The sequence below is a fragment of the Ruegeria sp. D6 genome (assembly GCF_056534365.1).
In genome coordinates this window covers 16024-41166 of sequence record NZ_JBQFPH010000001.1, presented here as the reverse complement: position 1 = coordinate 41166, position 25143 = coordinate 16024, and the positions used below count along the sequence as shown (strand labels likewise).

Here is a 25143-nt window from a genome sequence, read left to right as displayed (position 1 = left end):
GGTCAACCTCGCATCGCTTTGCCCTGCGGATCATAAGGCGACGGCGCAATCACGCGGGCGGGTCGTTCCGCACCGACCACATGCACCGACAACTCGGTGCCCGGTTCAGCCTTGTCGCGGTTGACCAAAGCCATGGCCAGCGACTTGCCTGTATAATGGCCATAGCCACCCGAAGTCACAAAGCCCACACGCTCATCCCCGGCCCAAATCGGTTCATACCCGCTGGCATCGGCGTCCAGCGCGTCTACCTCAAGCGTCACTTGAACTTGCGCCGGACCGTTGCCATCGCGTTCAGCCAGCGCAGCCTCTTTGCCGACGAAATCCTTGTTCCAGTCGATCCAGCGATCCATTCCGGTCATGCCTGGCGTGTAAAGCTGAGTGAATTCTGCAGACCAGATACCAAAGCTCTTCTCAAGCCGCGTCGACAGCATCGCGTTGAATCCGCATTCGCGGATACCGTCCCCGGCCCCAGCCTCAAGCAGCATCCGGCGCAGTTTGATATGGTCGCCATAGCGGCAGTTTATCTCATACCCTTTTTCGCCCGTCACAGACATACGCGCCACACGGGCACGCACCAGACCGATATCAAAGTCGCCGCAGCCCATGAATTTCAGGCCCGAGATATCCTGTTCGGCCAGTTTCTCGACCACAGCCTGCGATTTCGGCCCAACCACGGCAAAACCGCAATATTCCTCGCCCAGATCGCGGATATTCACGGCGTCCATCATGTGATCATTGAACCAGCGCATATGCCATGCGCGCAGATAATAGCTGCCCATGATCCACCAGGTCCCGTCGCCCCAGTTCAGCACGGTCAGATCACCCTTGAGGCGACCGTTCTCACCCAGCATTGGAGCCAGTTTGGCACGCCCCGGTGCAGGCAGTTTCGACGCCATGATCCTGTCTAGCCAAGCCTCGGCATTTGGGCCTGTGACCTCGAAGCGCGAAAAGCCCGAGATATCCAGTAGTCCCACGCCTTCGCGGATGGTTTTGCACTCCTCAGCCACGATGTCGTGCGCATTCGAGCGTTTCAGCGTCGGCGTCTCTTCAAAGCCCTTGGGCGCAAAGTAAAGCGGTACTTCCAGATCCCAGCTGACGCCCCATTTGCACCCCGCCTCGGTCATTGCATCATGGGCTGGGGCCATCTTCAGCGGGCGACCTGCGGGCAGTTGCTCGTTCGGGTAAGTCATCACGAAACGACGGGAATAGAACTGACCGGTTGTTTCGCGGATGTAGCGTTTGTTCTGAGCGAAATCGCCATAGCGCGCCACGTCCATAGGCCATGCGTCGGCCTCAGGCTCGCCATGGATCATCCATTCGGCCAGCGTCTTACCAACGCCGCCACCCTGCAGGAATCCGGCCATCACCGCACAAGCTGACCAATAACCGCGCTTGCCTGGGACCGGACCGACCAGCGGGTTGCCATCGGGTGAGAAGGTGAACGCGCCGTTCACCCATGTTTTGATGCCAACATTCTGGATCGACGGGTACCGTTCAAAGCCCAGCGTCAGCTCGTTCTCGATCCGGTCGAGCTGTTCCTGGAACAATTCTTCACCGTAATTCCACGGCGCACCGTCCATAGCCCAGTGCTCGTGATCGACCTCGTAGATGCCCACCAGAACGCCCTTCTGGTCCTGTCGCATATAGGTGAAGCCTTCAAGATCAACCGTCATCGGCATCTCGAAATCCGCCTCGGCCACCTCAGGCACCGTATCGGTGATCAGATAGTGGTGTTTCAGCGGCGAAACCGGCAGCTCCACTCCGGCCATGCGCCCCACCTGTTTGGCCCAGAGGCCAGCAGCGTTGACCACATGTTCACAAGTGATAGTGCCTTTGTCGGTCACAACTTCCCAACCATCCGCAGTCTGTGTCAGGCTTTCGACCTTGGTTTCTTCGTAGTATTCCGCGCCACGTTTCTTGGCCGCAGTTGCATAAGCCTGAACCGTACCGGTTGTATCGATGTAACCTTCGCGATCCGCCCACATCGCGCCCAGCACGCCGTCGGTGGACATGATCGGGCAGCGTTTCTGCGCCTCCTCTGGCGACAACAACTCACAGTCGTCAATGCCGATGGACTGAAAAATGCGGTAGTTGGCCTGCAGCCACTCCCACCGTTCGGGCGTGCCCGCCAGCGTCAGGCCGCCGGTCATGTGCAGGCCGATATTCTGGCCCGACTCTTTTTCGATCTCGCTGAGCAGATCAATCGTATAGGCCTGCAGCGACGCCATGTTCGGATCTGCGTTCAGCGCATGGATGCCTCCCGCCGCGTGCCACGAAGACCCCGAGGCCAAACGCCGCCTCTCCAGCATGACCACATCTGACCAGCCAAACTTGGCGAGATGGTACAGAACCGAGGCGCCGACAACGCCGCCACCGATGACTACGACACGATACTGAGATTTCATCCTGCGCTCCCCTGCATGACTCGCAGAGGACGCTAGAGGCACTGTTCACTTCTGTCTAGACATTTCTGTACAGTTCGAGGGACAGCACCCGGATCAGCTTAAAGCCGGGCGCTCGGGCGTGTCTGAACGGCATCAAACCAGGCGCGTGTGGCCGTGTTCTCTTCTGGGATACGCATCTTGATGACACGTGCGAAATCGACAAACACAAATGTGGTGATATCGGCCAGTGAAAACATGTCACCCGCAACGAAACCGCTCACTTGCAGACGGGCCTCAAGCAAATCGAAGAAGGCACGCACCCGCTCAGCCCCCCGCTGCGCTAGTTCAGGGATTTGCGCGTGGTTTGCATGCCCGGTAATCGCGCGATCTTTGAACGAAGGATGGGTGTTGCGCAATGTTTCCGCGATTGGTGCGCCACATTGCTGTTCGGCGATGGCATTCCACATCAGAATTTCGCCTTTTTCATCCGGCGTATGCCCCATCAAGGCAGGTTCCGGAAAGCGCGCTTCGAGATAGGCGGCGATGCCAAGATTTTCGGTCAGCGTGGTGCCTTCATCCGTGACAAGAACAGGGATCGTTGCACCGGGGTTCACGGCCCGGAAGGCATCGCTAAACTGTTCACCTTTGGCGATTGAGATATCGCGGGTTTCAATCTCCAGCCCCTTTTCCGCAATAAACATCCGGGCACGGCGCGGGCTTGGCGCGGTTGAGCAATCGTAGAACAACATATTTGACGGTCCCCTCCAAAGCATCACACCTCAGACGTTAGACCGGCCCGGCACTACAGCGCGAGTCGGATCACACAGTGACCCTACGGCAGATCAACGCCGGTAGATGAAACAGCGCCCCTCCACCGCGCCTGCAGGCAGCGGCACTTCGGTCAGTGTTTCGAAATACATACGATCGCTGGAAACCATCAGTCCATCCCGCGCCAGAAGCGGTTCGATCAAAGGTGAGACGAGGCGGGCAAAAGCATCATTCTTTTGCCGGTTGTGTCCCCCAAGATCGGCATGGATCAGACTGGCTGACGCGCCAAATCGCGTAACCGAAGCAGGCAATGTTTCGCGCACATCACCGAGAATCACCAGATCATCGGGCGGTGTCGAATCGGGATGAGACGCAACGGCCCGTTCAAAAACATAAACAGGACGGTCCTGAATGTGCTTAACCATGTGGTGATATGTGCGCCCATTTCCCAATCCCAGCTCAAAAACCGGACCGGGCTGCCCCGTGGTCTGCGCGATGGCAAAGTCCAGACAAGCACGTTGCGAGACCATTCGGTCAATGAACAGATCCAATCGGCTTTGTTGCTCGGACACGGGGCACCTCTTTCAAAATCATTCGACACCAGTCGGGGGGCGATTGCGCCTTTGATGGCAAAAACTCAAGACTTTGTGTAGCCATACGGCCCGAGTTTCACGATTCCGCGACAATTCGGGTGAAGAAGGTGTTTGACTACGCCGCCCCAACCGCGCGAAACTGCTCAAAAAAGACAGGGAGTTCACAAAGCCGATGTTTTTTAGCGGCCAGACGGGTGGAAAACCCGCATGAGTGCGTTGTTGTCCGTTCGGGATCTCAGCATCGGCTTTGGCACGGGTCCATCCGTTGTCCAAGATGTCAGCTTCGAGGTCGAACCCGGGCAGACACTTGCATTGGTTGGAGAATCCGGTTCGGGCAAAACGATTTCCTGTCGCGCTGCACTGCGTATTCTGCCGCGTACCGCCCAGATCCGTAGCGGAACGATCACGCTGAACGATTCCAAAGGCACCGCTAATCTGATCGAACTGAGTGAAAGACAGATGCGTGGTATTCGCGGCAATCGGGTTTCTATGATTTTTCAGGAACCGATGCGATCTCTGTCACCGCTTCACAAAATCGGAAATCAGGTCAGCGAAGTTCTTTGGTTGCATCGCGGCGCATCCGATGCACAGGCCCGCAAAGAAGTTCTGACCCAGTTTGAGAGGGTTGGTTTCCCCGACCCTGCCCGCGCCTACGACAGCTATCCGTTCGAGCTGTCCGGCGGCATGCGCCAGCGTGCCATGATTGCCATGGCCATGGTGTCCAAGCCTGAATTGCTCATCGCGGACGAGCCGACAACAGCGCTGGATGTTACCACCCAAGCGCAGGTTCTTGGGCTGATCAAAGAGCTGCAGCGCGAGACCGGTATGGCGCTGATCCTTGTCACCCATGATCTGGGTGTAGTTGCTAACATGGCCGAGCGGGTGGTCGTCATGCACAAAGGCCGCGTGATGGAAGCTGGCCCGGCAGCACCAATTCTGAATGATCCGGCGCACCCCTATACGCAGCAGCTGTTCGACGCTGCGCCTGAGATACCCGATCAGGATGCCGTCGGCATACCGATGCCCGACGAGGACCTAATTCTGCAGATGACCGGGGTCTCAAAGACCTACACGATGCGATCGAGCAAAGGTTGGAAAGCCGACAAACTGATCCATGCCTGCCGGGGCGTAGATATGAAGCTGGCGCGCGGCAAGACGCTTGCAATCGTTGGCGAAAGCGGGTCTGGCAAAACAACCGCCGCCAGAATCGCTCTGGGCGCTGAACTGCCCGACCCGGGCGGCGAAGTTCTGTTCAGAACAACAAGGGATTCCGAACCGATAACGGTTCACAGTATGACACGGACCGAACGCACCGCGTTTCAGCGCAAGGCGCAAATGGTGTTTCAGGATCCCTATAGCTCTCTTAGCCCCCGTATGCGCATTCAGGATGCCATGACCGAGCCGTTGGAGATACACCGCCTCGGCACCGTGGCAGAGCAGCGCGACAAAGCGGCTGCGATGTTGCAGCGGGTCGGGCTGAATGCCGATATGCTCAAACGCTATCCGCATGCGTTTTCTGGTGGACAACGACAGCGCCTATCTATCGCCCGCGCGATGATGCTGGACCCGGCGCTGATTGTTTGTGACGAGCCAACCTCGGCGCTGGATGTATCCGTTCAAGAGCAAATTTTGACCCTGCTCGAAGAACTGCAGGACAGTCTGAACCTGTCTTACCTGTTCATCTCGCATGATCTGGCCGTCGTCGCACGCATTGCCGACGAGGTCGCCGTCATGCGCCGGGGTCTTGTGGTGGAACAAGCCCCACCCGAAACCCTGTTCTACAATCCACGTCATCCCTATACCAAGGCACTGATTGCCGCCCAGCCGGAACCAGATATCAATCGCCCGATTGATCTGAAACTGGTTGCGTTGGGTGCCGGTTCTCCCGACAGTTGGGATGACGCCTTTCGATTTTCCGACTCCGTGATACCTTCTTTGGTAGAGTTGGAGCCCGGCCATAAGGTACGTTGCCATGTTTAAGACCACTCACCGATTGATTCTGGCCGCGTCGCTGGCCATCGCAGGAATGCTGCCCGCTGCGGCAGAAATACCGTCTAATCTTCAGGAAAACGCGTTCTGGCAAACCGAGGTTGAAAGCGGTGACCTGCCACCGGTTGCTGAACGTATTCCGCAAGATCCACTGATCGTGGACTTAGCCGCCAAAGGTCGCGAATTCGGCGTACCCGGCGGTACACTGCGCACGATGGTCACCCGGTCCAAAGATATTCGGCAAATGGTGGTCTATGGCTACGCAAGGCTTGTGGGCTTCGATCAGGATTACAACATCGTCCCGGATTTGCTGGCTTCTTTCGAAAACGAAGACAATCGCAAATTTACTTTGAACCTGCGACCCGGCCACAAATGGTCAAACGGATCCGCGTTCACATCCGAAGACTTCCGGTATTGGTGGGAGGATGTGGCCAACAACGAATTGCTCAGCCCTTCAGGCCCACCAGATTTCCTGCTGGTTGAAGGCAAAACACCCACCGTCACCTTCCCCGACGAAACAACAGTTGTATTCGAATGGGATGACCCCAACCCGAATTTCCTGCAATCACTTGCTCAGGCGCGGCCGCCCTTTATCTATCGACCGTCTGAGTTCCTTAAGCAGTATCACGAGAAGTTTGCAGACCCCGAAGAACTGGCATTCAAGGTCGAAGATGCGCGGGTAAAAAGCTGGGCGGCGCTGCATAACAAGTTGGACAATCTATATAAGTACGACAATCATGAACTGCCGACGTTGCAGCCATGGCTCAACGCAAGTTCGGGCAAGAAAATCCGGCACAACTTTGTCCGTAACCCATATTACCATCGGGTGGATTCAAATGGGGTTCAGCTGCCCTATATCGACGTAGTCGAAATGGAAATCGTCGCACCGGGTTTGGTTGCGGCCAAAGCAAATGCGGGTGAAACTGACTTGCAAGGTCGCGGATTGGCATTCCGCGATGCCTCGATCTTGAAAAAGGGCGAGGCTGAAGGTGGATACAAGACGCTTTTGTGGAAAACAGGCGTCGCGTCGCAGATCGCGATTTATCCCAATTTGAATTACACTGACGATGCATGGCGCGAGGTTCTGCGCGATGTACGTGTACGCAGGGCGCTGTCGCTCGCCATTGATCGCAAGACGATCAATCAGGCGCTCTATTTCAAGCTGGCCCAACCCGGCGCGATGTCGGTTCTGCCCGCATCGCCCTTCTACGACGAAGCGAATGCGCAGGCTTGGGCACAGTATGACGTCGACAAGGCGAATGCTCTGCTTGATGAGGCTGGGCTGACCGAGCGTGACAAAGATGGTATCCGACTGTTGCCCGACGGGCGTCCGATGGAGCTGATCATCGAAACCGCAGGTGAGCGGCAAGAGGTTGAAAATGCCCTGCAGATCGTCACGGATACCTGGCGTGAGATCGGAGTCGAACTGGTCATGCGACCATTAGATCGAGACATTCTGCGCAACCGGGTCTTCTCGGGCAATACAATGGCGTCGGTCTGGTTCGGCTGGGATGACGGCATTCCGCAAAGCCACACATCGCCGGCCTATCTCGCCCCGACCGATCAGGTCTTTCTGGCGTGGCCTAAATGGGGCCAATACTATCAGACAAATGGAGGGTCGGGCGAACCACCAGACATGCCCGAGGCCGAACTTCTCATGAAGCTTGCCCACGATTGGGAAATCGCCTCCACGGATGAAGAACGCGGCGCAGTCTGGTCTGAGATGCTGAAAATTCACGCCGACCAGCTTTATGCGATCGGCATCCTGAACGGCGCACCGCAGCCTATTGTCGTGTCGAACCGCCTGCGCAATGTGCCTGAGCAGGCCATGTGGGCATGGGAACCCGGCGCACACTTCGGCATTCACCGTCCCGACGAGTTCTTCTTCGCCGACTAATTCAGGAGCAGCTAAATGGTCATGCTGCGCTACGCGGTGTATCGCTTTTTCACGATGCTGCTGACATTGCTGGTGGTGTCGGTTCTGATTTTCGTGATCATCAACCTGCCCCCCGGCGACTATCTCAGCAACCAGATCGCCGAACTGCAGGCTTCAGGACAGTCCGCCGGTGTCGCCAAGGCCGAGTTTCTGCGCAAGGAATACTCATTGGACCGGTCGTTGCCCGAGCAGTACCTGATCTGGATGGGCTTCTGGCCCGGACCGCATGGGTTCGAGGGCCTGTTACAGGGCAATTATGGCTGGTCCTTCGAATTTGACCGCCCCGTGCGCGAGATCGTGGGCGATACGCTCTGGTTGACGGTTGTGGTCAATCTGGCTGCCATTTTATTCGTCTATGCCGTTGCTCTACCATTGGGGGTCATCGCTGCGGCCAGATCACGGACGTGGATCGACTATACCTCTGCCTTTGTAGGCTATCTGGGTCTTGCGACCCCGAACTTCCTGTTGGCGCTGATCCTATTCTACTATGGCCATCGCTATTTCAACCTGCCCATCGGCGGCCTGATGGACCCTTCCTTTGAGGGACAACCGATGAGTTGGGACAAGCTGAAATCCATCCTTGTCCACCTGATCGTTCCAACCTTCGTCATCGGAACCTCGGGTGCTTCGGCCATGATGCAGCGCCTGCGCGCCAATATGCTGGATGAACTAGGGAAACCTTATGTCGAAACAGCAATCGCCAAGGGCATGTCCCCATCGCGGATGCTGACTAAATACCCATTGCGCGTGGCCTTCAACCCGTTTGTCGCCGACATTGGAAACCTGCTGCCCTCGATGGTTTCCGGGTCGGTTTTGGTCTCGGTGGTTCTGGGTCTGCAAACAATCGGCCCGACCCTGCTGACTGCCTTGAAAACGCAGGACCAGTTCCTGTCGGCCTTCATTCTTATGTTCGTGGCTCTGCTGACGCTGATCGGCACCATGATTTCCGATATCCTGCTGGTCATGCTTGATCCGCGCATTCGTTACGAGGGGCGCGAAGCATGACCGATAAACCCGATGGTCGCTATGTCGACGACGCACCATTTGACCCGCAGGCCTCTATTCAGCAGCTTGAGCGCGCAGATCTCGATGCCCCTAATTGGGTGCTGGTCTGGCGCAAGTTCAGGACCCACAAGCTGGGTCTGATTTCTGGCCTCTTCTTACTGCTCTGCTACTTGATGCTGCCTTTTGCGGGCTTTATTGCCCCCTACGGCCCCAATGATCGGAACGGAGAGCACCTGTATGCTCCACCCCAGTCGGTCAACTGGTTTCATGAGGGGAAGTTCATCGGCCCCTACATTTATCCAATAGTTGCAGAGGCGGACCTTGAAACTTTCCAGTGGAAATTCGTCGCTGACACGGAAGATCCGCGCCCAATCCGGTTCTTCTGCGAAGGGTCAGAATACAAACTCGCAGGCTTGATCAAATCCGATACGCACCTGTTTTGCGCACCCGAAGGGGCCACGCTGTTTCTGTGGGGCTCGGACCGTCTGGGCCGCGATGTATTCAGCCGCATCCTATATGGCGCGCAACTGTCGCTGACAGTGGGCCTGATCGGCATTTCGGTATCCTTCTTCCTCGGCATCCTGTTCGGATCAATGGCCGGGTATTTCGGAGGGCGCATCGACTGGACCATCAACCGTGTGATCGAAATCCTGCGCTCGCTGCCGGAACTTCCCCTCTGGCTGGCCTTATCCGCCGCGGTGCCATCAAATTGGAGCCCGGTCGCGGTATTCTTCATCATCTCGATCATCCTCGGTATTCTCGATTGGCCAGGCCTTGCGCGATCTGTCCGCGCAAAATTCCTGTCTCTCAGAGAAGAGGAATACGTACGCGCGGCCGAGATGATGGGCGCAAGTTCCGGTCGTGTGATCCGAAAGCACCTGCTACCCAATTTCATGTCGCATCTGATTGCCTCGGCCACGCTATCAATCCCTGCGATGATCTTGGGCGAAACCGCCCTCAGCTTCCTTGGCCTTGGACTGCGGGCCCCGGCGGTCAGTTGGGGCGTGATGCTGAACGATGCGCAGAACCTTGCTTCGATCGAGATCTATCCATGGACCGCAATTCCGATGCTACCGATCATCGTCGTGGTGCTGGCCTTCAACTTCCTTGGCGACGGGCTGCGCGACAGTCTTGACCCCTATCAGCAATGAGCTTGCTGTCCGCCCTCCCCTCAACTGACACCTACAGAGTCAACGGGGCGGGTGCGCGGCCAAGCGCCTTCGCGGTCTCGGAGCTGGCGACGGCCAGTTTTGCGGCAGTCGGGCAGGAGCTGTCGCGCCTTGTGACAGCCTTGAACCTGACGCATACGCCTCCGGAGGTGGCCGTAGATCATCGACTGGCCTCCTTGTGGTATGGCTTTTCCTTCAAACCCGAAGGGTGGGATATGCCCAGCCTTTGGGACGCGATTGCTGGCGACTATCAGGCCTCTGATGGGTGGATCAGGCTGCACACCAACCTGCCCAGTCATCGTGCCGCCGCCCTGAACGTTTTGCAAGTCGCGTCGGACCGTGCGCTGGTATCGCGCGCGGTTCGGGATTGGAGCATCTCTGAACTGGAAGCCGCGATTGTCGCCGAGGGCGGCGTCGCTGCCGCAATGCGCAGCCGCTCTGAGTGGCATGACCATCCGCAAGGACGCATATTGGCCCGCGAGCCGTTGATCGGATGGCAGGGGCCACGCAATATTCAGCTACGTGATCGGCCTCAGGCGACTGCCGCGCGACCTCTTGCTGGGCTGCGTGTGCTCGATCTGACCCGCATTCTGGCCGGGCCCGTCTCGACACGAACACTCGCGGGATTCGGCGCCGAGGTCCTGAGGATCGATCCACCCGGCTGGGATGAACCTGGCGTCATTCCTGACATTTCTCTCGGCAAGCACTGCGCCTATCTGAACCTGAAATCACCCGATGGAAAAGCAAAACTGCAAGAGCTGCTGGCCCAAGCGGACATATTTGTCCACGGGTATCGGCCCGGCGCTTTGGACGCACTCGGTCTGGGCAAAAACATGCGGGATCAGCTTGCCCCCAACAGGGTTGAAGTCACGCTCGACGCCTATGGCTGGCAAGGACCATGGGCAGCGCGCCGCGGTTTTGACAGCCTTGTACAGATGAGTTCCGGAATCGCACATGCAGGGATGGGTTGGGCGGGGGCCGACAAGCCAACTCCGTTGCCCGTTCAGGCACTGGATCACGCAACTGGTTACTTGATGGCAGCCGCCCTGCTCTCGGCGCTCGCCGAAGCCGCATCTGGACACGCTGTTATGGATGCCAGGCTCTCGCTGGCGCGCACCGCCGAATTGCTGGCCACCCTCGCCAAGAGCGAGCCCGGTGACGAAATTACCGAGGCGCTGCCTGTCGATTATGCGGATGCGCTTGAACCTTCCGGGTGGGGGCCCGGCTATCGATTGAAGCCGGCGCTAACTGTTGGATCCGCAAAGATGCACTGGGCTTTGCCTGCGTCCAAACTGGGAACTTCGCAGCCCACTTGGACGTCACTTACCGCTTAAAGCTGCCCCCGCGCGGGACGCGCGGCCCGGCCCAACGCTTTGGTTGACGTCTCGCCAGAGACGCAAACCAAAGGGGCGGGAGCCCTCCTAGCGATCATCACCACCGCCGGGGCCGATATCGTCCAGATAGTCTTCGTCAATCGCGGCCTGAACGGCCCCTGTGACAGCCTCGCGTTGTTTGGGGGTCAGGTCCTCGGCCTCTTTGTCATCCGCCAGTCGCACGGTGACTTCCCGATGCGCAAACCGGATGCCTTCACGGGCAAACAGCTCACGAATATCCTGATAGACTTTCTTGCGCACCAGCCACTGATCGCCCGGCTTGGTCATAAACTTGACCCGGATAATCATCGCAGAATCCTGCATTTCGATCACACCCTGCGATTTCAGCGGCTGGATGAAGTTATCACCAATCACCGGATCGCTCAGCAGCTCTTGACCCAGCTTCTTGATCAGCTTCCGCACCTTTTCGACATCGGTGTCATAGGTCACCCGCAACGGCAGCTTCATGATTACCCAGTCGCGGGAATAGTTTGTCAGAACCTTGATCTCTCCAAATGGGATCGTGTTGAGCGCACCAAGATGGTGGCGCAGTTGGAAGGACCGGACCGATATCTTTTCGACCGTCCCCTTTACATCACCGATGTCTATGTATTCTCCCTTGCGGAAAGCATCATCCATCAGGAAGAACGCACCCGAGAAGATGTCGCGGACCAAGGTTTGCGACCCGAAACCAACGGCCAGACCCACAACACCTGCACCGGCAAACAGCGGGCTGACATTGATCCCCAGTTCCATCAATACAATCAGCGCGATGGTCACAACGACCACAGCCAGAATGGCCCCGCGGAACAGAGGCAACAAAGTTGCAAGACGGCTCTGCCCGCCTTCGCCTCCTTCGTCGCCCAGCTCGGCTTCAGCACCGCCGTCATCCGTCTCTTCCGCGATCTTGCTATCGATCCAGACGCGGAAGAAGTGAAACAGAATGTAACCCATAAACAGGATCACCATCACATCCAGCGCCCGCTCGATAGGCAAGTCATCCGACCAATTGGCCTGCGGGTTCCAGATCACTACCAGCGCATAGAGACCCACCACAAAGGCCAGAATGCCTGCCACACGACGGGCAAGGTCTTCGTACGTCAGAATGGCGTGTTTGCGCTTTTCGGCCTGCGGCGTATCAGCCACCAGCTCATCCTCGATCTGCTCAGCCGCTTCTGCGTCGGCATTCATCACCTCAATTCTGCGATTGCGATCAAAATACCTTTCAAGCAGATAGTTCATCGCGCCGTAGGCCACGACGACGGACATAAAGATGGCATAGCTGCTGGCCACGATCGGGATCGAATCCTGAACCTCAAGAACCAGATCAACGGCCAGTTTGAACCAGCTGAACACCATATAAAGCACCAGAACCGGTGCCCAGGCGAAAGAGATGAACTTCAGTATCCAAGACACCTGATCCGGAGCACGCCCGCCACGAATAGCGTTCGAGATCGCGCGTGCATTGAACAGGATCATCAGTATGTTGCCCAGCGCCCCGATCAGCGTCAGGCTACCATAGACCATGGCATAGACGTTATAGTTCAGCCCAAAATCCGCGACCCATGTCGAGAACAGAACAACCGAGATGTCATAGGTCGCCAGTGCTGACGCCCAAACATACAGGCGCTTGGCGTCCCGGTCTGAAAAAGGCGGCAAGCGATACTGGCTGAGGTAAGGCGACAGAACCATCCGCCACAAGTCCGAGACGGTGCGCGAGAGGAAGAATGCGGTAAAGATTGCCGTAACGGTAAACTGGATTGATATGTCTTCCGCTTCACCAAAGAACAGATAGCCAACGATCAGCGCCATGAGCATGGCAAAGATCGTTCCGCCAATGCCCATCACGAAACGATACACAAGGAAAGGCATCTTCTCACGATAGCCAACCGGGTTTTCCTTGATGCGCGCAACCACCAAACGCTTCGCGATGCGCTTGCCGTAGATTTCGATCGACAACCAACGCCCCAGCAAAAGGAACAACACGTTCAGGACCAACACCTCGACATAGGTCTGAATCCGCCCATCCGGACTGGTCTGTCTGAGGATGTATTGGACCTCAAAGACCGAATAGGGCAGCGCCTCCATCCGCGAGCGTACGGAATCCCGGAACTTTGAGAACCGCTCTTGCGCCTTCATCAGCTGAGAACCCTCAGCCATGTGATCAATGCTATCTGCCTCTGGCGTCGCGTCGGCGCTATTGCCCGCTGCCGATACAACCTGCCCGGCGCTGTCGATTACGATTACGCTTGCGCCCGCCTCGGAAGCGGATCGAATGGCCGCCGCCAGATCGCTGTCAGCGGCAGAGCTTGAAGAACCGGTTTCCTCGCTTGATCCTATTGGGTATCCCGGAATAAGCGAAGTTTGCGCAACCGCGTCGGTTGCACTGGCCAGCATCGCCGCCCAAATCACCAAAATCAGCCCGGCCAGAACATTCATTTTCATCGTATATCGCATCCAATTCGTAGCTGCGTCCAAGACTATAGAACCTCAGAAGGCTGTTCAAATCATCCGCACACGCGGTGTCAACATCGTGAGAGCCCGTGTTCCTGACGCAATGGATGGGATAAAGTGTTTCCAAGACAACAAAAATTGAATATGACCACCTGAGGCGTCCAGCCTCCGAATTGGCTTGTGCATGAAGAACCATCGGCCTGCATATCGCAAGGTGCGCCTGTTGCCGGCGGTGGCATTATGCTGTTGCCAATTCGCAATGTTTGGCGCATTTGGACGGCGGAATCTGTGCCTTTGGCAAGAAGGTCTGGCAGAATTACGATAATCAGGTGCAGACGCGCGGAGTTGCACCGGAACCGAAACAGGCGAAGGCATGAGCCTAGGGATCAAAAACGAAAATCACGGCCGCGCACCGCGCATCCTGCTATATAGTCACGACACGTTCGGCCTGGGTCACCTGCGCCGGTCACGCGCGCTGGCTGCGGCCATAACACAAGCCGATCAACGCGCTTCGGCCCTCATATTGACCGGTTCACCCATTGCCGGACGGTTTACTTTTCCGCGTCGGGTTGACCATGTCCGTCTACCCGGGGTCACCAAACGCGCCGACGGCTCGTATGCTTCGCAGACCATCGGCATGGGCATCGATGATGTGACCGAGTTGCGCGCAAGCCTGATCCAGACATCTGTCGAACAGTTCGACCCCGATGTGCTGATCGTCGACAAAGAGCCTACCGGTTTTCGCGGTGAGCTGCTGCCGACGCTTGAGTATCTTGAAAACTCCTGCTCAACCAAATTGGTTCTGGGCCTGCGCGACGTTCTGGATGAGCCCGAAGTACTGGCCGCCGAATGGGAGCGTAAGGACGCGATCTCGGCGACTGAACGATTCTATGATGAGATCTGGGTATATGGGTTGCGATCGGTCTACGATCCTACACAAGGCCTTCCCCTCAGCCCGGCGACGCAACAGCGCATTCATTGGACAGGGTATCTACGTCGCGATCTTGGGCCGGTTGGTGAGCCACCAGAACAACCGTATATCCTGATCACCCCTGGTGGTGGCGGGGATGGCAAGGCGATGGTCAATTTGGTGCTGTCCGCATATGAAAAAGACCCGGATCTGTCACCCCGCGCTGTGCTGGTCTATGGGCCCTTCCTGTCAGGCGAACTACGCGAAGATTTTGAAACCCGTGTCGCCGCCCTAAATGGCCGTGTGACCGCCGTTGGCTTTGAATCGCAGATCGAAACGCTGTTCGCGGGCGCTGCCGGTGTGGTCTGCATGGGCGGGTACAATACCTTCTGCGAGGTTTTGTCCTTCGACAAACGCGCCGTCATTGTTCCGCGCACGACGCCGCGGCTGGAGCAATGGATTCGTGCCTCGCGCGCCGAGGATCTGGGTCTGGTACGCATGCTGGATGAAAACCGTGACGGTCTGACGGCGGATGCAATGATCCGCGCGATCCGCGCCTTGCCCCATCAGCCGCTGCCTTCGCAGGCCATTCGCGCAGGGTTGTTGGACGGGCTAAGCTACGTCACTCATCGCATAAACGCGCTGCTAGGCGCGGAACAAGAGCGCGCCACCGGATGAAGCGCGAACCCCCCAAGCTGGCGGTGCTGGTCAAAGGCTGGCCGCGCCTGTCCGAGACGTTCATCGCGCAAGAATTGGTGGCCTTGCAGGAGGCAGGGCACGGCTTCGATATCTGGTCGTTGCGCCACCCGACCGATACCAAGCGCCATCCTCTGCACGATCGCTTCAAGGGGCAGGTGCATTACCTGCCGGAATACCTTTATGAAGAGCCTGAGCGGCTGGCGACTGCGCGAGACAATGCAGCTCGTCTGCCCGGATACGCACAAGCTTACCAGGTCTGGCGGCAAGACCTTCGCCGAGACCCGACTCACAACCGAATTCGCCGGTTTGGTCAGGCCTGCGTATTGGCCGCTGAGCTGCCCGATCAAACGCGGGCGCTGTATGCGCATTTCATGCACACTCCGTCTTCGGTCGCCCGCTATGCGTCTATCATGCGCAGCCTGCCCTGGAGTTTTTCGGCGCATGCCAAAGATATCTGGACCTCACCAGACTGGGAAAAGCGGGAAAAGCTGCAACTGGCCTCTCACGGCGCCATCTTCGGGGCAACCTGTACTGCCATTGGTGCCGCACATCTGCGCGAACTGGCGGATGATCCTGCGCGGGTAGAACTGATCTATCATGGGCTGGACCTGTCGCGGTTTCCTGCACCTCCCCAGCAGTGTTCGCGTGCAGTGGATGCACCCTTTCACATGCTGTCGGTCGGGCGTCTTGTCGAAAAGAAGGGCTTTGACCGGCTTCTCCAAGCTTTCGCGCTGCTCCCCAGATCGCTGAATTGGCATTGGACCCATATCGGCGGCGGAAATCTGGGCGATGAGTTGAGCGCACAAGCCGATGCCGCAGGGATTTCCGATCGGATCACGTGGATGGGGGCTTGCGATCAACCGGAAGTCATTGCCGAGATGCGCCGCTCTGATCTGTTTGTCCTGCCCAGCAGAATTGCTGCCGACGGCGACCGCGATGGTTTACCCAATGTTTTGATGGAAGCCGCCTCCCAGCGCCTCCCGATCCTGTCAACGCCGGTGTCAGCCATCCCGGAGTTCATTGATTCCGGTGTTCACGGTCAGTTGTCAGCAGATGACCCGACCTCTCTTGCCTCGGCTATTGCGGATCTCGCCAGGAACCCGACCAGAACGGCCGAGATGGCTGAGGCCGCGTATGACCGGTTGATCGCCGACTTCCGGATGGACCCGGGCATACGTCGCTTGTCCGAGCGGCTCAGCGCCTTGTGCGCGGACGGACCCTGATGGCGCGGGTGGCTTTCTATGCACCGATGAAGTCCCCCGACAGTCCCAAGCCCTCGGGTGATCGCGAAATGGCCCGCAACCTGATGCAGGCCCTCGGCGCTCAGGGAGACATTGTCGACTTGGCCTCGCATTTGCGGATTTACGACAAAGCAGGCGACCGCGCGCTTCAGGACGAATTACATCGCAAAGCAAAGGCCGAGGCTGCACGACTGGCTGAGGAACTGCCACCTGACACGAAACTGTGGGTGACTTATCACAACTACTACAAGGCCCCCGACCTGCTCGGCCCGGCCGTGAGCCGCGCAAGAGACATACCGTATGTGCAGCTGGAAAGTACCCGCGCCACCAGCCGGCTTGCAGGCCCATGGGCTGATTTTGCGCAAGCGGCGCACGACGCGTGCGATTCTGCGCAGGTGATTTTCTACCACACTGCCAACGATCTGATTACGTTAGAACGGGAAAGATTCGGTAGGCAGGCGCTCGTCGAGCTGCCTCCGTTTCTTCCCATCACGGAATTACCCCCTGTTTCGACCCGTGATGGGCCGATGCTGACCGTGGGCATGATGCGGCCGGGGGACAAGTTGGCCTCGTACGCCATTCTGGCCGACACGCTGGAACATCTGACAGGGGATTGGGCGTTGGACGTGGTAGGCGATGGCCCGGCCCGATTGGAAGTCGAGGCGCTGATGGCGCGGTTCGGACCTCGTGTCCGGTTTCTGGGTCAGCTGGATCGGGACGCGTTGCGGGCCCGGTACAGCCAAGCGTCCTTGTTCGTTTGGCCTGGGGTCAACGAAGCCTATGGTATGGTCTATCTTGAGGCCCAGGCCTGCGGCGTTCCCGTCGCAGCACAAGATCGCCCCGGTGTTCGTGATGTGCTGATACCTTCCGATCATCCCGATACCGGATCGGGTGCCAAAGGGTTGGCCGTGCGTATACAGAGGTTTCTGGACCATCCCGACCTGAGCCAGTCTGAGGGCAATCGCGCCCGCGCCTATGTCGCGCACCGCCATCTGATGCCATCCGCCACCGAGCGATTCTGGACCACTGTGCGCCCATTGTTGGAGAAAAACCGATGACCCGCCTCGCCCTTCTGCGCCATGGACACACGGATTGGAATCGCGCGGGTCGCATTCAGGGGCGCAGCGACATTCCGTTGGATGCCGACGCTCGGGCTGAACTTGCGGGGTATTGCCTGCCATCGCCATGGAACGCGGCATCAGTCTGGTCCAGCCCGCTAAGCCGCGCGTCTGAAACAGCGCAGTTGGTATCGGGTAAAGCGCCCAAAACATCTCAGGCCCTGACCGAGATGAATTGGGGCGAATGGGAGGGACAGCGCGGTGCTGAGCTGATCGAGACACCCGATAGCGGTTACCGCCACATCGAAGACTGGGGCTGGGATTATCGGCCTCCGGGCGGCGAAAGCCCAGCCGAATTATGGGCGCGTATCGCGCCGTGGCTGGCGGGCTTGGACGGCGACAATCTCGCGGTCTGCCATATCGGCATCATGAGGGTGATCTTGGCCAAGGCGTGGGGCTGGAATTTTGCCGGCCCCGCGCCGTTCAAGATCAAGCGCAACAGACTGTTTATCGTAGACTTGGACGAAATGCGGCCTGAACCCGAACCCGTTCGATTGATTGCGCGTGAGGTTTGACCATGAAGGTGATGATCGTTGTTACCCATCTGTTGGGCACCGGGCATCTGAGCCGAGCCCTCACATTGGGGCGCGCATTCGCCGAACAGGACCATGAAGTGTTTATGGTCTCGGGCGGAATGCCTGCGCCACAGCTTGACACACGTGGGTTGTCATTTCTGAACTTACCGCCGCTGCGGTCTGACGGCACCGATTTCACCCGCCTGCTTGATCAGAGTGGTACTGTTGCTGACCCGGCCTATTTCGCTGCGCGCACCAACGCTCTGACGCAGGCGGTCCGCAGCTTTGGGCCACAAATATTGATCACCGAGCTTTATCCGTTCGGGCGGCGCTCCTTGGCCGCAGAATTCCGTTCTGCGTTGGAAGCCGCGCGGAACCTACCTCAGCCGCCCATCATCCTGGGTTCGATCCGTGACATTCTTGCACCGCCATCGAAGTCTGCAAAAGTAACCCAAACGGATGAGGTTATCGCAGAGTTTTACGACGGTGTTCTGGTCCATTCCGACCCCAAGATCACCGAGCTGGAGGTCAGTTGGCCTGTCTCGGCTCAACTGGCATCGCGCCTTCATTACACCGGTTTCGTCGCCCCAAGTGCTGCGCCAAGCCATCCAGATGGCATAGGCCAAGGCGAGATATTGGTCAGCGCGGGTGGCGGGTCGGTCGGCCAGCCGATCTTTCGAGCGGCCATCGAGGCCGCCCAAAAGATGCCCAACAGGCGCTGGCGATTGTTGGTGGGCGGGCAGGATGCAAAAGCGCGGATTTCCGAGCTTTCGCAAATGACCCAGAGTACCTCGGTTCTTCTTGAATCCGTCCGCCCTGATTTTCGCCAAATGCTACCGCTTGCCGCCGCTTCGGTCAGCATGTGCGGTTACAACACCGCCATGGACCTGCTGCAAAGCGGTACCCCGGCGGTTCTGATACCGTTCGATGATGGAAAAGAGGTTGAACAGACTTTGCGCGCGAGATCTCTGTCTCAGTTGAACGGGATCAAGGTGCTTAACAGTTCTGACCTGAACGCGGACTCACTGGCGAATGCGCTTGAGCATGTCATTTCGGGTGCTGAACGCCTCCCTATGACCAACGGGTTTGATGGTGCACGCCGGTCGGTGGAAATTGCAGTGAGCTTGTACGAGGCCAGCCGATGAGGCCTGATTGGCGCCCCTTGCAGTCAGAGTTGCGGCGCTGGCAGGATGCAGGATTGACCCTGCCCTTGTGGTGGCGTGATGACGATGCAGTTGCAGTGACACCACAGATAGAAAAGCTATCGGCCATGTCAGACGAGCTCGGCCTGCCAGTCCATCTGGCGGTAATCCCGCGTGAGGCGCAGACGGCACTTGCAGAGTATGTGTCAGATCAGTCTGTTTTGATCCCGGTTGTGCATGGCTGGGCGCATCAGAACCACGCGCCTGCGGACGAGAAGAAAGCCGAATTTCGCCTGCACCGGCCCCTTGAAGCGGTAGTTGCAGATGCCGAGGCTGGATTGTCCCGGCTGCGAGGTTTGTTCGGTGACAACTTGCGTCCGATGTTTGTGCCCCCGTGGAATCGGATCGACTCCAAAGTCGCCATGCAGCTTCACGGGCTGGGCTATCGGATACTGTCGACGGCGACCCCCCGAAAGATACCGCTCGCGGCGCCCGGCCTCGCGCAGGTAAACACACATCTCGATCCAATCGACTGGCGCGGGACGCGCGGTTTAATCGACCCTGACAGACTGATCGCACAGACAGTTGAGCTGCTGCATGACCGACGCACCGGTCGCGCTGACAATGCCGAAGCATTTGGGGTGTTGACGCATCATCTGGTCCATGATCAGGACATCTGGACGTTTACACAGGATCTGTTGCACAGGCTGCTTGATGGACCGGGCACACCCTGGACCGCACCACGTAACTGAACTCGCAAGGAGAGCCCGAATGAGCCGACTGGATTCCATGCTGCGCCGCCTGACGGCGCAACGCGACGGGCTAAACTGGGCCGCCGCACAGATCGGCACCATGGAAGGGGACGTTCTGGACCTGGGGCTAGGTAACGGACGTACCTATGATCATCTGCGTGAAATCCTGCCCTCTCGGCGTATATGGGTGATGGATCGCGTCTTGCAGTGTCATCCCGACAGCACGCCACCGGCACAGGATTTCCTGCAGGGTGAGGCCGAGCCGATGTTGCGTAAACTAGCGGACGCAGGCCAAACAATCGCGCTGGCGCACTACGATTTCGGCCGCGGGATCAAGTCCGAAGATGTTGCGGAAGCGGCGCGCCTCAGCCCTCTGATCAAACAGGTCATGCGACCCGGTGGGTTGTTGATTTCAGGGCAACCGTTGACGGGTTTTGCTCAGATTGAAGGCCCCGAGACCATCGCGCCCGATCGATATCTTTTCTATCGCGCCTGAGCAGGCTTTGAACTGGCGGGATTGTATATTGAATCTATCGATCAGATTCACCGCAGTCAGGCCTATGCATTGACGCGAGTCGAGGGTATACGCCACCGCAACAGCACACCCACATGAGGCCAGTCATGAGCTTTGACCGTTCCATCAAGATCGCTCCCTCGATCCTGTCAGCCGATTTCGCAAATTTCGGACAGGAGATTCAGGCCATCGAAGCTCAAGGGGCGGATTGGGTTCATGTGGACGTGATGGACGGCCACTTTGTCCCAAACCTCACTTTTGGTCCCCCAGCGGTCAAAGCGTTTCGCCCACATGTTAAGACCGTCATGGATGTGCATTTGATGATCACTCCGGTCGATCCTTATATTCAAGCCTATGCCGATGCGGGCGCTGATGTGCTGACCGCGCATGTCGAAGCGGGGCCGCATTCGCACCGCACGCTGCAGGCGATACGCGCTGCGGGAATGAAAGCAGGGATCGCGTTGAATCCCGGGACGCCCGCCGAGGCCGTCGAACATCTGTTGGACCTGACTGATCTGGTGTGCGTCATGACCGTCAACCCTGGCTTCGGGGGGCAGAAATTCATCGACATGACCGCAAAAGTGCAACGTTTGCGCGAGATGATCGGCGACCGACCGGTGCATATCGAAATCGACGGCGGTGTTGATCCCAAAACAGCGCCTCTGGTGGCCGCTGCAGGCGCTGACGTGTTGGTCGCCGGATCAGCAGTTTTTAAAGGCGGGTCAGTTTCAAACCAGTCGGTCTATGGCGACAATATTCGCGCTGTGCGGACTGCTGCCGAAGGTGCACTGGGTTAACAACAAACCCTCCCGCCAGTCGTCGACGTTTCTTACGAAACGCCTCCTCCTGTTGGGCCCGGCATCGCGCTTTGCGCGATGCCGGGCCCAAGGCGGCTAACAATATTGGCGCAGCCAATGTTGCGCAGGCGCGGGAGCCTTTGCCCCGAGACTTCAGGCACCTTTGTTGAGATCATCAAAGCAGCGGTTCTCGGCCACCAGTTGTTCAAGCAGGGGTGCAGGTTGCCAGAAATAGGCATCTTCTTCAGCCCACTTGCGGATATCGTTCAATACGCCCGGCAAACCTTGCAAATCTGCCCATTTCAGCGGCCCACCCCAGTAGCGCGGAAATCCGTAGCCATAGAGCAGCGTGACGTCTACATCCAGCGGTCTACGCGCGATGCCGTCACCTACCACCTTCGCCGCCTCATTCACCATCGCAACCATATAGCGACGTATGATCTCCTCATTCGTGAACGCGCGCGGAGTTATGTTCTGGGCCGCACGCTCGGCTTCGATCAATGATGTCACCTCGGGGTTCGGCTCTCCGCCCCGCTTGCCTTTTTCATAAATGTAATAGCCCTTGCCGGTTTTCTGGCCGAAATGCCCGGCCTCGCACAGTTTGTCGGCGTAGAAGCTGTCGCGAACGCGCGGGTCCTGACCCGCAGTCCGTTTCCGCTTGCGTGCCGCCCAGCCGATGTCCAATCCGGCCAAGTCTGACACCGCATAGGGGCCCATCGCAAATCCAAACCCGGTCAGCGCAGCATCGATCTGGAACGGGCTCGCCCCATCCAGCACCATGTGATCGGCGCAGGCTCGGTATGTGCCCAAAATCCGATTGCCGATGAACCCGTCGCACACACCGGCCCGAACGGCCACCTTTCCCAACCTTTTGCCCAACGCGAAACCCGTTGCCACAACTTCTGGCGCGGTATCATCTGCCACCACGATCTCAAGCAGTTTCATCACATGTGCTGGGGAGAAGAAATGCAACCCGATGACATCCCGGGACCTTTCGGTCGATCCGGCAATTTCGTTGATATCAAGGTATGAGGTATTGGTCGCCAATACCGCACCGCTTTTACAGACCGCATCCAGCTGCGCAAAAACCTGTTTCTTGACCGCCATATCTTCGAACACGGCTTCGATCACCAGATCAACGCCACTGAGCGCGGCATAGTCCGTGGCCAGCGTCAGCCGGTTCTGCTGAATATCATCATGCTTATCCTGGCTCAGCTTACCGCGCTTTACGGCGCCATCCAGATTTGCCGCGATCCGGTCTTTTGCGGACTGCGCTGCCTCGTGTGACATCTCAAGCAGCACGACAGGAAGACCCGCCAGCAGAACCGAGGTGGCGATCCCGGCGCCCATCGTGCCCCCGCCGATGACGCCAACCTGATGCAGATCCCGCGGCTCGATCCCATTCAACTCGGGCAGTTTTGCGACCGCACGTTCCGCAAAGAATGCGTGGATCAAACCTTTGCGCTGGTCTGAGGCCATCAGGTCCATGAACAATTCCCGTTCGTGCGCCAAACCAGAAGCAAAGTCCTTGGCCTCGCAACTGGCTTGGATTGCCCGCACCGCAATCGCAGGCGACAGTTGGCCCCGGCCCTTCTTCAGCACCGCGTCATAGGCCGCATCAAAATGGATTGGAGCGGGTCGGGCCATATCGCAAACCGGACGCCGAGGGGCATCGTTTGCAAGCAGCTCTCTGACATAGGCCAGGCCGATCTCGCGCGGGTCACCATCCTGAACTTTGTCCAGCACACCCATCTCAAGCGCTTCTGGAGCTCGGACGTGCCGCCCCGTCGTGATCATGTCCAATGCAGCCTCGACTCCGGCAACACGCGGCAAGCGCTGGGTGCCTCCAGCGCCAGGAATGATACCAAGATTAACCTCGGGCAACCCCACCTTCGCAGACGGCACGGCAACGCGATAATGACAGGATAAGGCAACCTCAAGCCCACCACCAAGCGCGGTTCCATGCAACGCAGAAACCACCAGCAAGGGCGACGCCTCAATCCGATCACAAAGTGCGGGTAGCCACGGGTCCTGTGGCGGCTTGCCAAACTCGCGAATATCTGCGCCTGCAAAATAAGTCCGACCCTCACCATAGATCAAAACCGCGCGCGCGCCCTCTGTTTCGGCACGTTCGATCGCAGACAACAAACCCCGGCGCACATCCACGCCCAGCGCGTTAACGGGTGGGTTCTCAGCCGACAAAACGGCGATATCGCCCACTTTCTCATACCCGATGACTTGGGTCATATGATCCTGCCTCCTCAGACGAAATGCGATGCCGGTAGTAAATCGGGGAATCCCCGGACACGGCGCGATCAAAGACTGGCCCGGTCTGCGTTCGTATTCAACTACATTTTCGACCGATCGTTCGGTTTATTTGATTTTCTCGGATTTAGTACCATAATCACGCGGTTCATGCCCGGAACCAACCTTTTACGTTGCGGTAGAACTCGCTTCGCGGCCTCAGACCGACGAAGCGCAAAGAACTGCAGCGTTTGGTCTGAACTCGCACGGAACCCGAGGGCGCGATCCAAATTGAAACCCAGCTAACAGGGCCGCAGTATTTGTTTGGGAAGTTCTGGTAGCGGAGGAGGGACTTGAACCCCCGACACGCGGATTATGATTCCGCTGCTCTAACCAACTGAGCTACTCCGCCACGAGTGAGAGGCGATTTAAGCGAGGGGCCGGGGAGGGTCAAGAGGGAAAAGCGTGCCTGCCGAGATTCTTTATTGCGTTATTCAATGCGCGTCCTGCTCTGCCAGCCGGGTGCGGGAATTCTCGGCGATCTGGCGGATGAAATGCGCGCAGATTTCGGGTTCTGTGATGAGTATCATGTGACCCCGGTGTTCCATGACCTCAAAGGTTAGGCCGAATTTCGTCATTGTAGCACCGTGTAGCTCGGCGGACAGGATCGGGTCCTCTGTGCCGAACAGGATGCCTCCGGGCACGCGCAGATCGTTATAGCGTGAAGTCAGGGCACCCATGCTGGCCTCTACCCCAACAACATCCTGTGAGGCGGTGATAAAGGCCGAGGGGCGAAGACCAAGGGCACCCCCAGCACGGTTCAGGAAGTCTGAGGGCGCGGGCTCGGGTGCGAAGACGTCTTTCAGCACGAGAGGTGCGGTTTTTCGGGCCATCGGGACGGCGATTGTATTGCCAATAAGGTTGCGCAGCCACTCGGTACGGATTTCAAGTGGTTTGAAAACGGCGGGCGGTTCCGGCATTTGTTGTGTCAAGGGGGCCAGAAGCGCCAACGCCGCCGTATTGTCCGGATAATCCAGTGCCATCGCAAGAGACACGGCGCCACCTAGAGAATGACCGACCAGTGTGGCTTGATCGACGGTCTTTATTTCCAGAAACTCGTGGATCATGCGGGCTTGTTCGGGCAATTCCGCCAACTGGGCAGCATCGCGCGTGGAATAGCCACAGCCCGGACGGTCAACCGCGAGAACGTGATAATCCTGAGCAAGATCATCCACTAACGCATACGTAAAATGCTGCAATTGGCCTGATAGGCCATGGATCATGACAATTGTCGGGTTGGAAGGGTCGCCTTTTTCGACATAGTGAATGCTGCCACCGTGAACGGGCACGATCCGCCCCAGTTGCGGCACCATTTCGGTGCCCTGCCGCGTTAGGCGGCGAGTCCAGATGTGCATCCCCAGCAAAAGGGACATCAGCAACAAGACAATCGTTAGCAAAATCGACATCACGGTTCTCCGGCAGGTTTGCACAGGCGATGGTATTGCCCGGAGCCCGATTGCACCATGCGTTTTCTGAACGG

General features: G+C 58.0%; 19 protein-coding genes and 1 tRNA gene. 13 read left to right on the top strand and 7 right to left on the bottom strand.

What is annotated here, in order from left to right; genetic code table 11:
- Positions 1-2: 2 nt before the first annotated feature.
- The 3 genes from ACR0A1_RS00190 to ACR0A1_RS00180 form a co-directional block, all read right to left on the bottom strand.
- A complete protein-coding gene (locus ACR0A1_RS00190) occupies positions 3-2405 on the bottom strand; it encodes a GcvT family protein (protein WP_480865771.1) in 2403 nt (800 codons plus the stop codon).
- A 98-nt stretch (positions 2406-2503) separates the two neighbouring features.
- A complete protein-coding gene (locus ACR0A1_RS00185) occupies positions 2504-3133 on the bottom strand; it encodes a glutathione S-transferase family protein (protein ID WP_480865769.1) in 630 nt (209 codons plus the stop codon).
- Between the two features lie 93 nt (positions 3134-3226).
- Positions 3227-3724 carry a class I SAM-dependent methyltransferase gene (locus tag ACR0A1_RS00180; protein ID WP_170397645.1) on the bottom strand — a complete coding sequence of 166 codons (498 nt, stop codon included), beginning with the start codon at positions 3722-3724 and terminating at the stop codon, positions 3227-3229.
- A 228-nt stretch (positions 3725-3952) separates the two neighbouring features.
- Here ACR0A1_RS00180 and ACR0A1_RS00175 point away from each other — a divergent pair, with 228 nt between their 5' ends.
- The 5 genes from ACR0A1_RS00175 to ACR0A1_RS00155 are packed head-to-tail and all read left to right on the top strand — an operon-like array spanning position 3953 to position 11178.
- Positions 3953-5725: an ABC transporter ATP-binding protein gene (locus ACR0A1_RS00175; protein WP_170397648.1), complete on the top strand. Its 1773-nt coding sequence runs from the start codon at positions 3953-3955 to the stop codon at positions 5723-5725.
- On the top strand, positions 5718-7631 hold the full coding sequence (locus tag ACR0A1_RS00170) for an ABC transporter substrate-binding protein (protein WP_480865767.1): 1914 nt from the start codon (positions 5718-5720) through the stop codon (positions 7629-7631). The genes ACR0A1_RS00175 and ACR0A1_RS00170 overlap by 8 nt, the downstream gene beginning before the upstream one ends.
- Before the next feature lie 15 nt (positions 7632-7646).
- Positions 7647-8675, top strand: a complete 1029-nt coding sequence (locus ACR0A1_RS00165) for an ABC transporter permease (RefSeq protein WP_170397654.1) — start codon at positions 7647-7649, stop codon at positions 8673-8675.
- Positions 8672-9826: an ABC transporter permease gene (locus ACR0A1_RS00160; RefSeq protein ID WP_170663923.1), complete on the top strand. Its 1155-nt coding sequence runs from the start codon at positions 8672-8674 to the stop codon at positions 9824-9826. The genes ACR0A1_RS00165 and ACR0A1_RS00160 overlap by 4 nt, the downstream gene beginning before the upstream one ends.
- Complete coding sequence (locus tag ACR0A1_RS00155; protein WP_480865765.1) at positions 9823-11178, top strand: CoA transferase; 1356 nt, start codon at positions 9823-9825, stop codon at positions 11176-11178. Before ACR0A1_RS00160 ends, ACR0A1_RS00155 begins: the two co-directional genes overlap by 4 nt.
- 87 nt (positions 11179-11265) lie before the next feature.
- Here the strand turns inward: ACR0A1_RS00155 and ACR0A1_RS00150 are convergent, their stop codons facing one another.
- Positions 11266-13662, bottom strand: coding sequence for a mechanosensitive ion channel family protein (locus tag ACR0A1_RS00150; protein WP_170397663.1), 2397 nt, complete (start codon positions 13660-13662; stop codon positions 11266-11268).
- 382 nt (positions 13663-14044) lie between these two features.
- Here ACR0A1_RS00150 and ACR0A1_RS00145 point away from each other — a divergent pair, with 382 nt between their 5' ends.
- From ACR0A1_RS00145 to rpe, 8 genes are all read left to right on the top strand, one after another.
- Positions 14045-15259, top strand: a complete 1215-nt coding sequence (locus tag ACR0A1_RS00145) for a hypothetical protein (RefSeq protein WP_170424455.1) — start codon at positions 14045-14047, stop codon at positions 15257-15259.
- Positions 15256-16503, top strand: a complete 1248-nt coding sequence (locus tag ACR0A1_RS00140; RefSeq protein WP_480865763.1) for a glycosyltransferase family 4 protein — start codon at positions 15256-15258, stop codon at positions 16501-16503. Before ACR0A1_RS00145 ends, ACR0A1_RS00140 begins: the two co-directional genes overlap by 4 nt.
- The gene (locus ACR0A1_RS00135) at positions 16503-17579 is read left to right on the top strand and encodes a glycosyltransferase family 4 protein (protein WP_480865761.1); all 1077 of its coding nucleotides are present in this window, start codon (positions 16503-16505) and stop codon (positions 17577-17579) included. The genes ACR0A1_RS00140 and ACR0A1_RS00135 overlap by 1 nt, the downstream gene beginning before the upstream one ends.
- The gene (locus tag ACR0A1_RS00130; protein WP_170397674.1) at positions 17576-18154 is read left to right on the top strand and encodes a histidine phosphatase family protein; all 579 of its coding nucleotides are present in this window, start codon (positions 17576-17578) and stop codon (positions 18152-18154) included. The genes ACR0A1_RS00135 and ACR0A1_RS00130 overlap by 4 nt, the downstream gene beginning before the upstream one ends.
- Positions 18155-18156: 2 nt before the next feature.
- A complete protein-coding gene (locus tag ACR0A1_RS00125; RefSeq protein ID WP_480865759.1) occupies positions 18157-19299 on the top strand; it encodes a glycosyltransferase family protein in 1143 nt (380 codons plus the stop codon).
- Positions 19296-20048 (top strand): polysaccharide deacetylase family protein, encoded by a 753-nt coding sequence (locus ACR0A1_RS00120; RefSeq protein ID WP_480865757.1) that lies wholly within the window; start codon positions 19296-19298, stop codon positions 20046-20048. The genes ACR0A1_RS00125 and ACR0A1_RS00120 overlap by 4 nt, the downstream gene beginning before the upstream one ends.
- A gap of 19 nt (positions 20049-20067) precedes the next feature.
- Positions 20068-20544, top strand: coding sequence for a class I SAM-dependent methyltransferase (locus tag ACR0A1_RS00115; protein WP_170397683.1), 477 nt, complete (start codon positions 20068-20070; stop codon positions 20542-20544).
- 125 nt (positions 20545-20669) lie between these two features.
- Entirely contained in the window at positions 20670-21359 is a 690-nt protein-coding gene (gene rpe / locus ACR0A1_RS00110; RefSeq protein ID WP_170663931.1) for a ribulose-phosphate 3-epimerase, read from the top strand.
- A 153-nt stretch (positions 21360-21512) separates the two neighbouring features.
- On the opposite strand, the gene ACR0A1_RS00105 is transcribed toward rpe, so the two are convergent.
- From ACR0A1_RS00105 to ACR0A1_RS00095, 3 genes are all read right to left on the bottom strand, one after another.
- On the bottom strand, positions 21513-23606 hold the full coding sequence (locus ACR0A1_RS00105) for a 3-hydroxyacyl-CoA dehydrogenase NAD-binding domain-containing protein (RefSeq protein WP_480865755.1): 2094 nt from the start codon (positions 23604-23606) through the stop codon (positions 21513-21515).
- Between the two features lie 332 nt (positions 23607-23938).
- Positions 23939-24015: transfer RNA gene (locus tag ACR0A1_RS00100), tRNA-Met, on the bottom strand.
- A gap of 82 nt (positions 24016-24097) precedes the next feature.
- Positions 24098-25069: an alpha/beta fold hydrolase gene (locus ACR0A1_RS00095; RefSeq protein ID WP_480865753.1), complete on the bottom strand. Its 972-nt coding sequence runs from the start codon at positions 25067-25069 to the stop codon at positions 24098-24100.
- Positions 25070-25143: the final 74 nt, after the last annotated feature.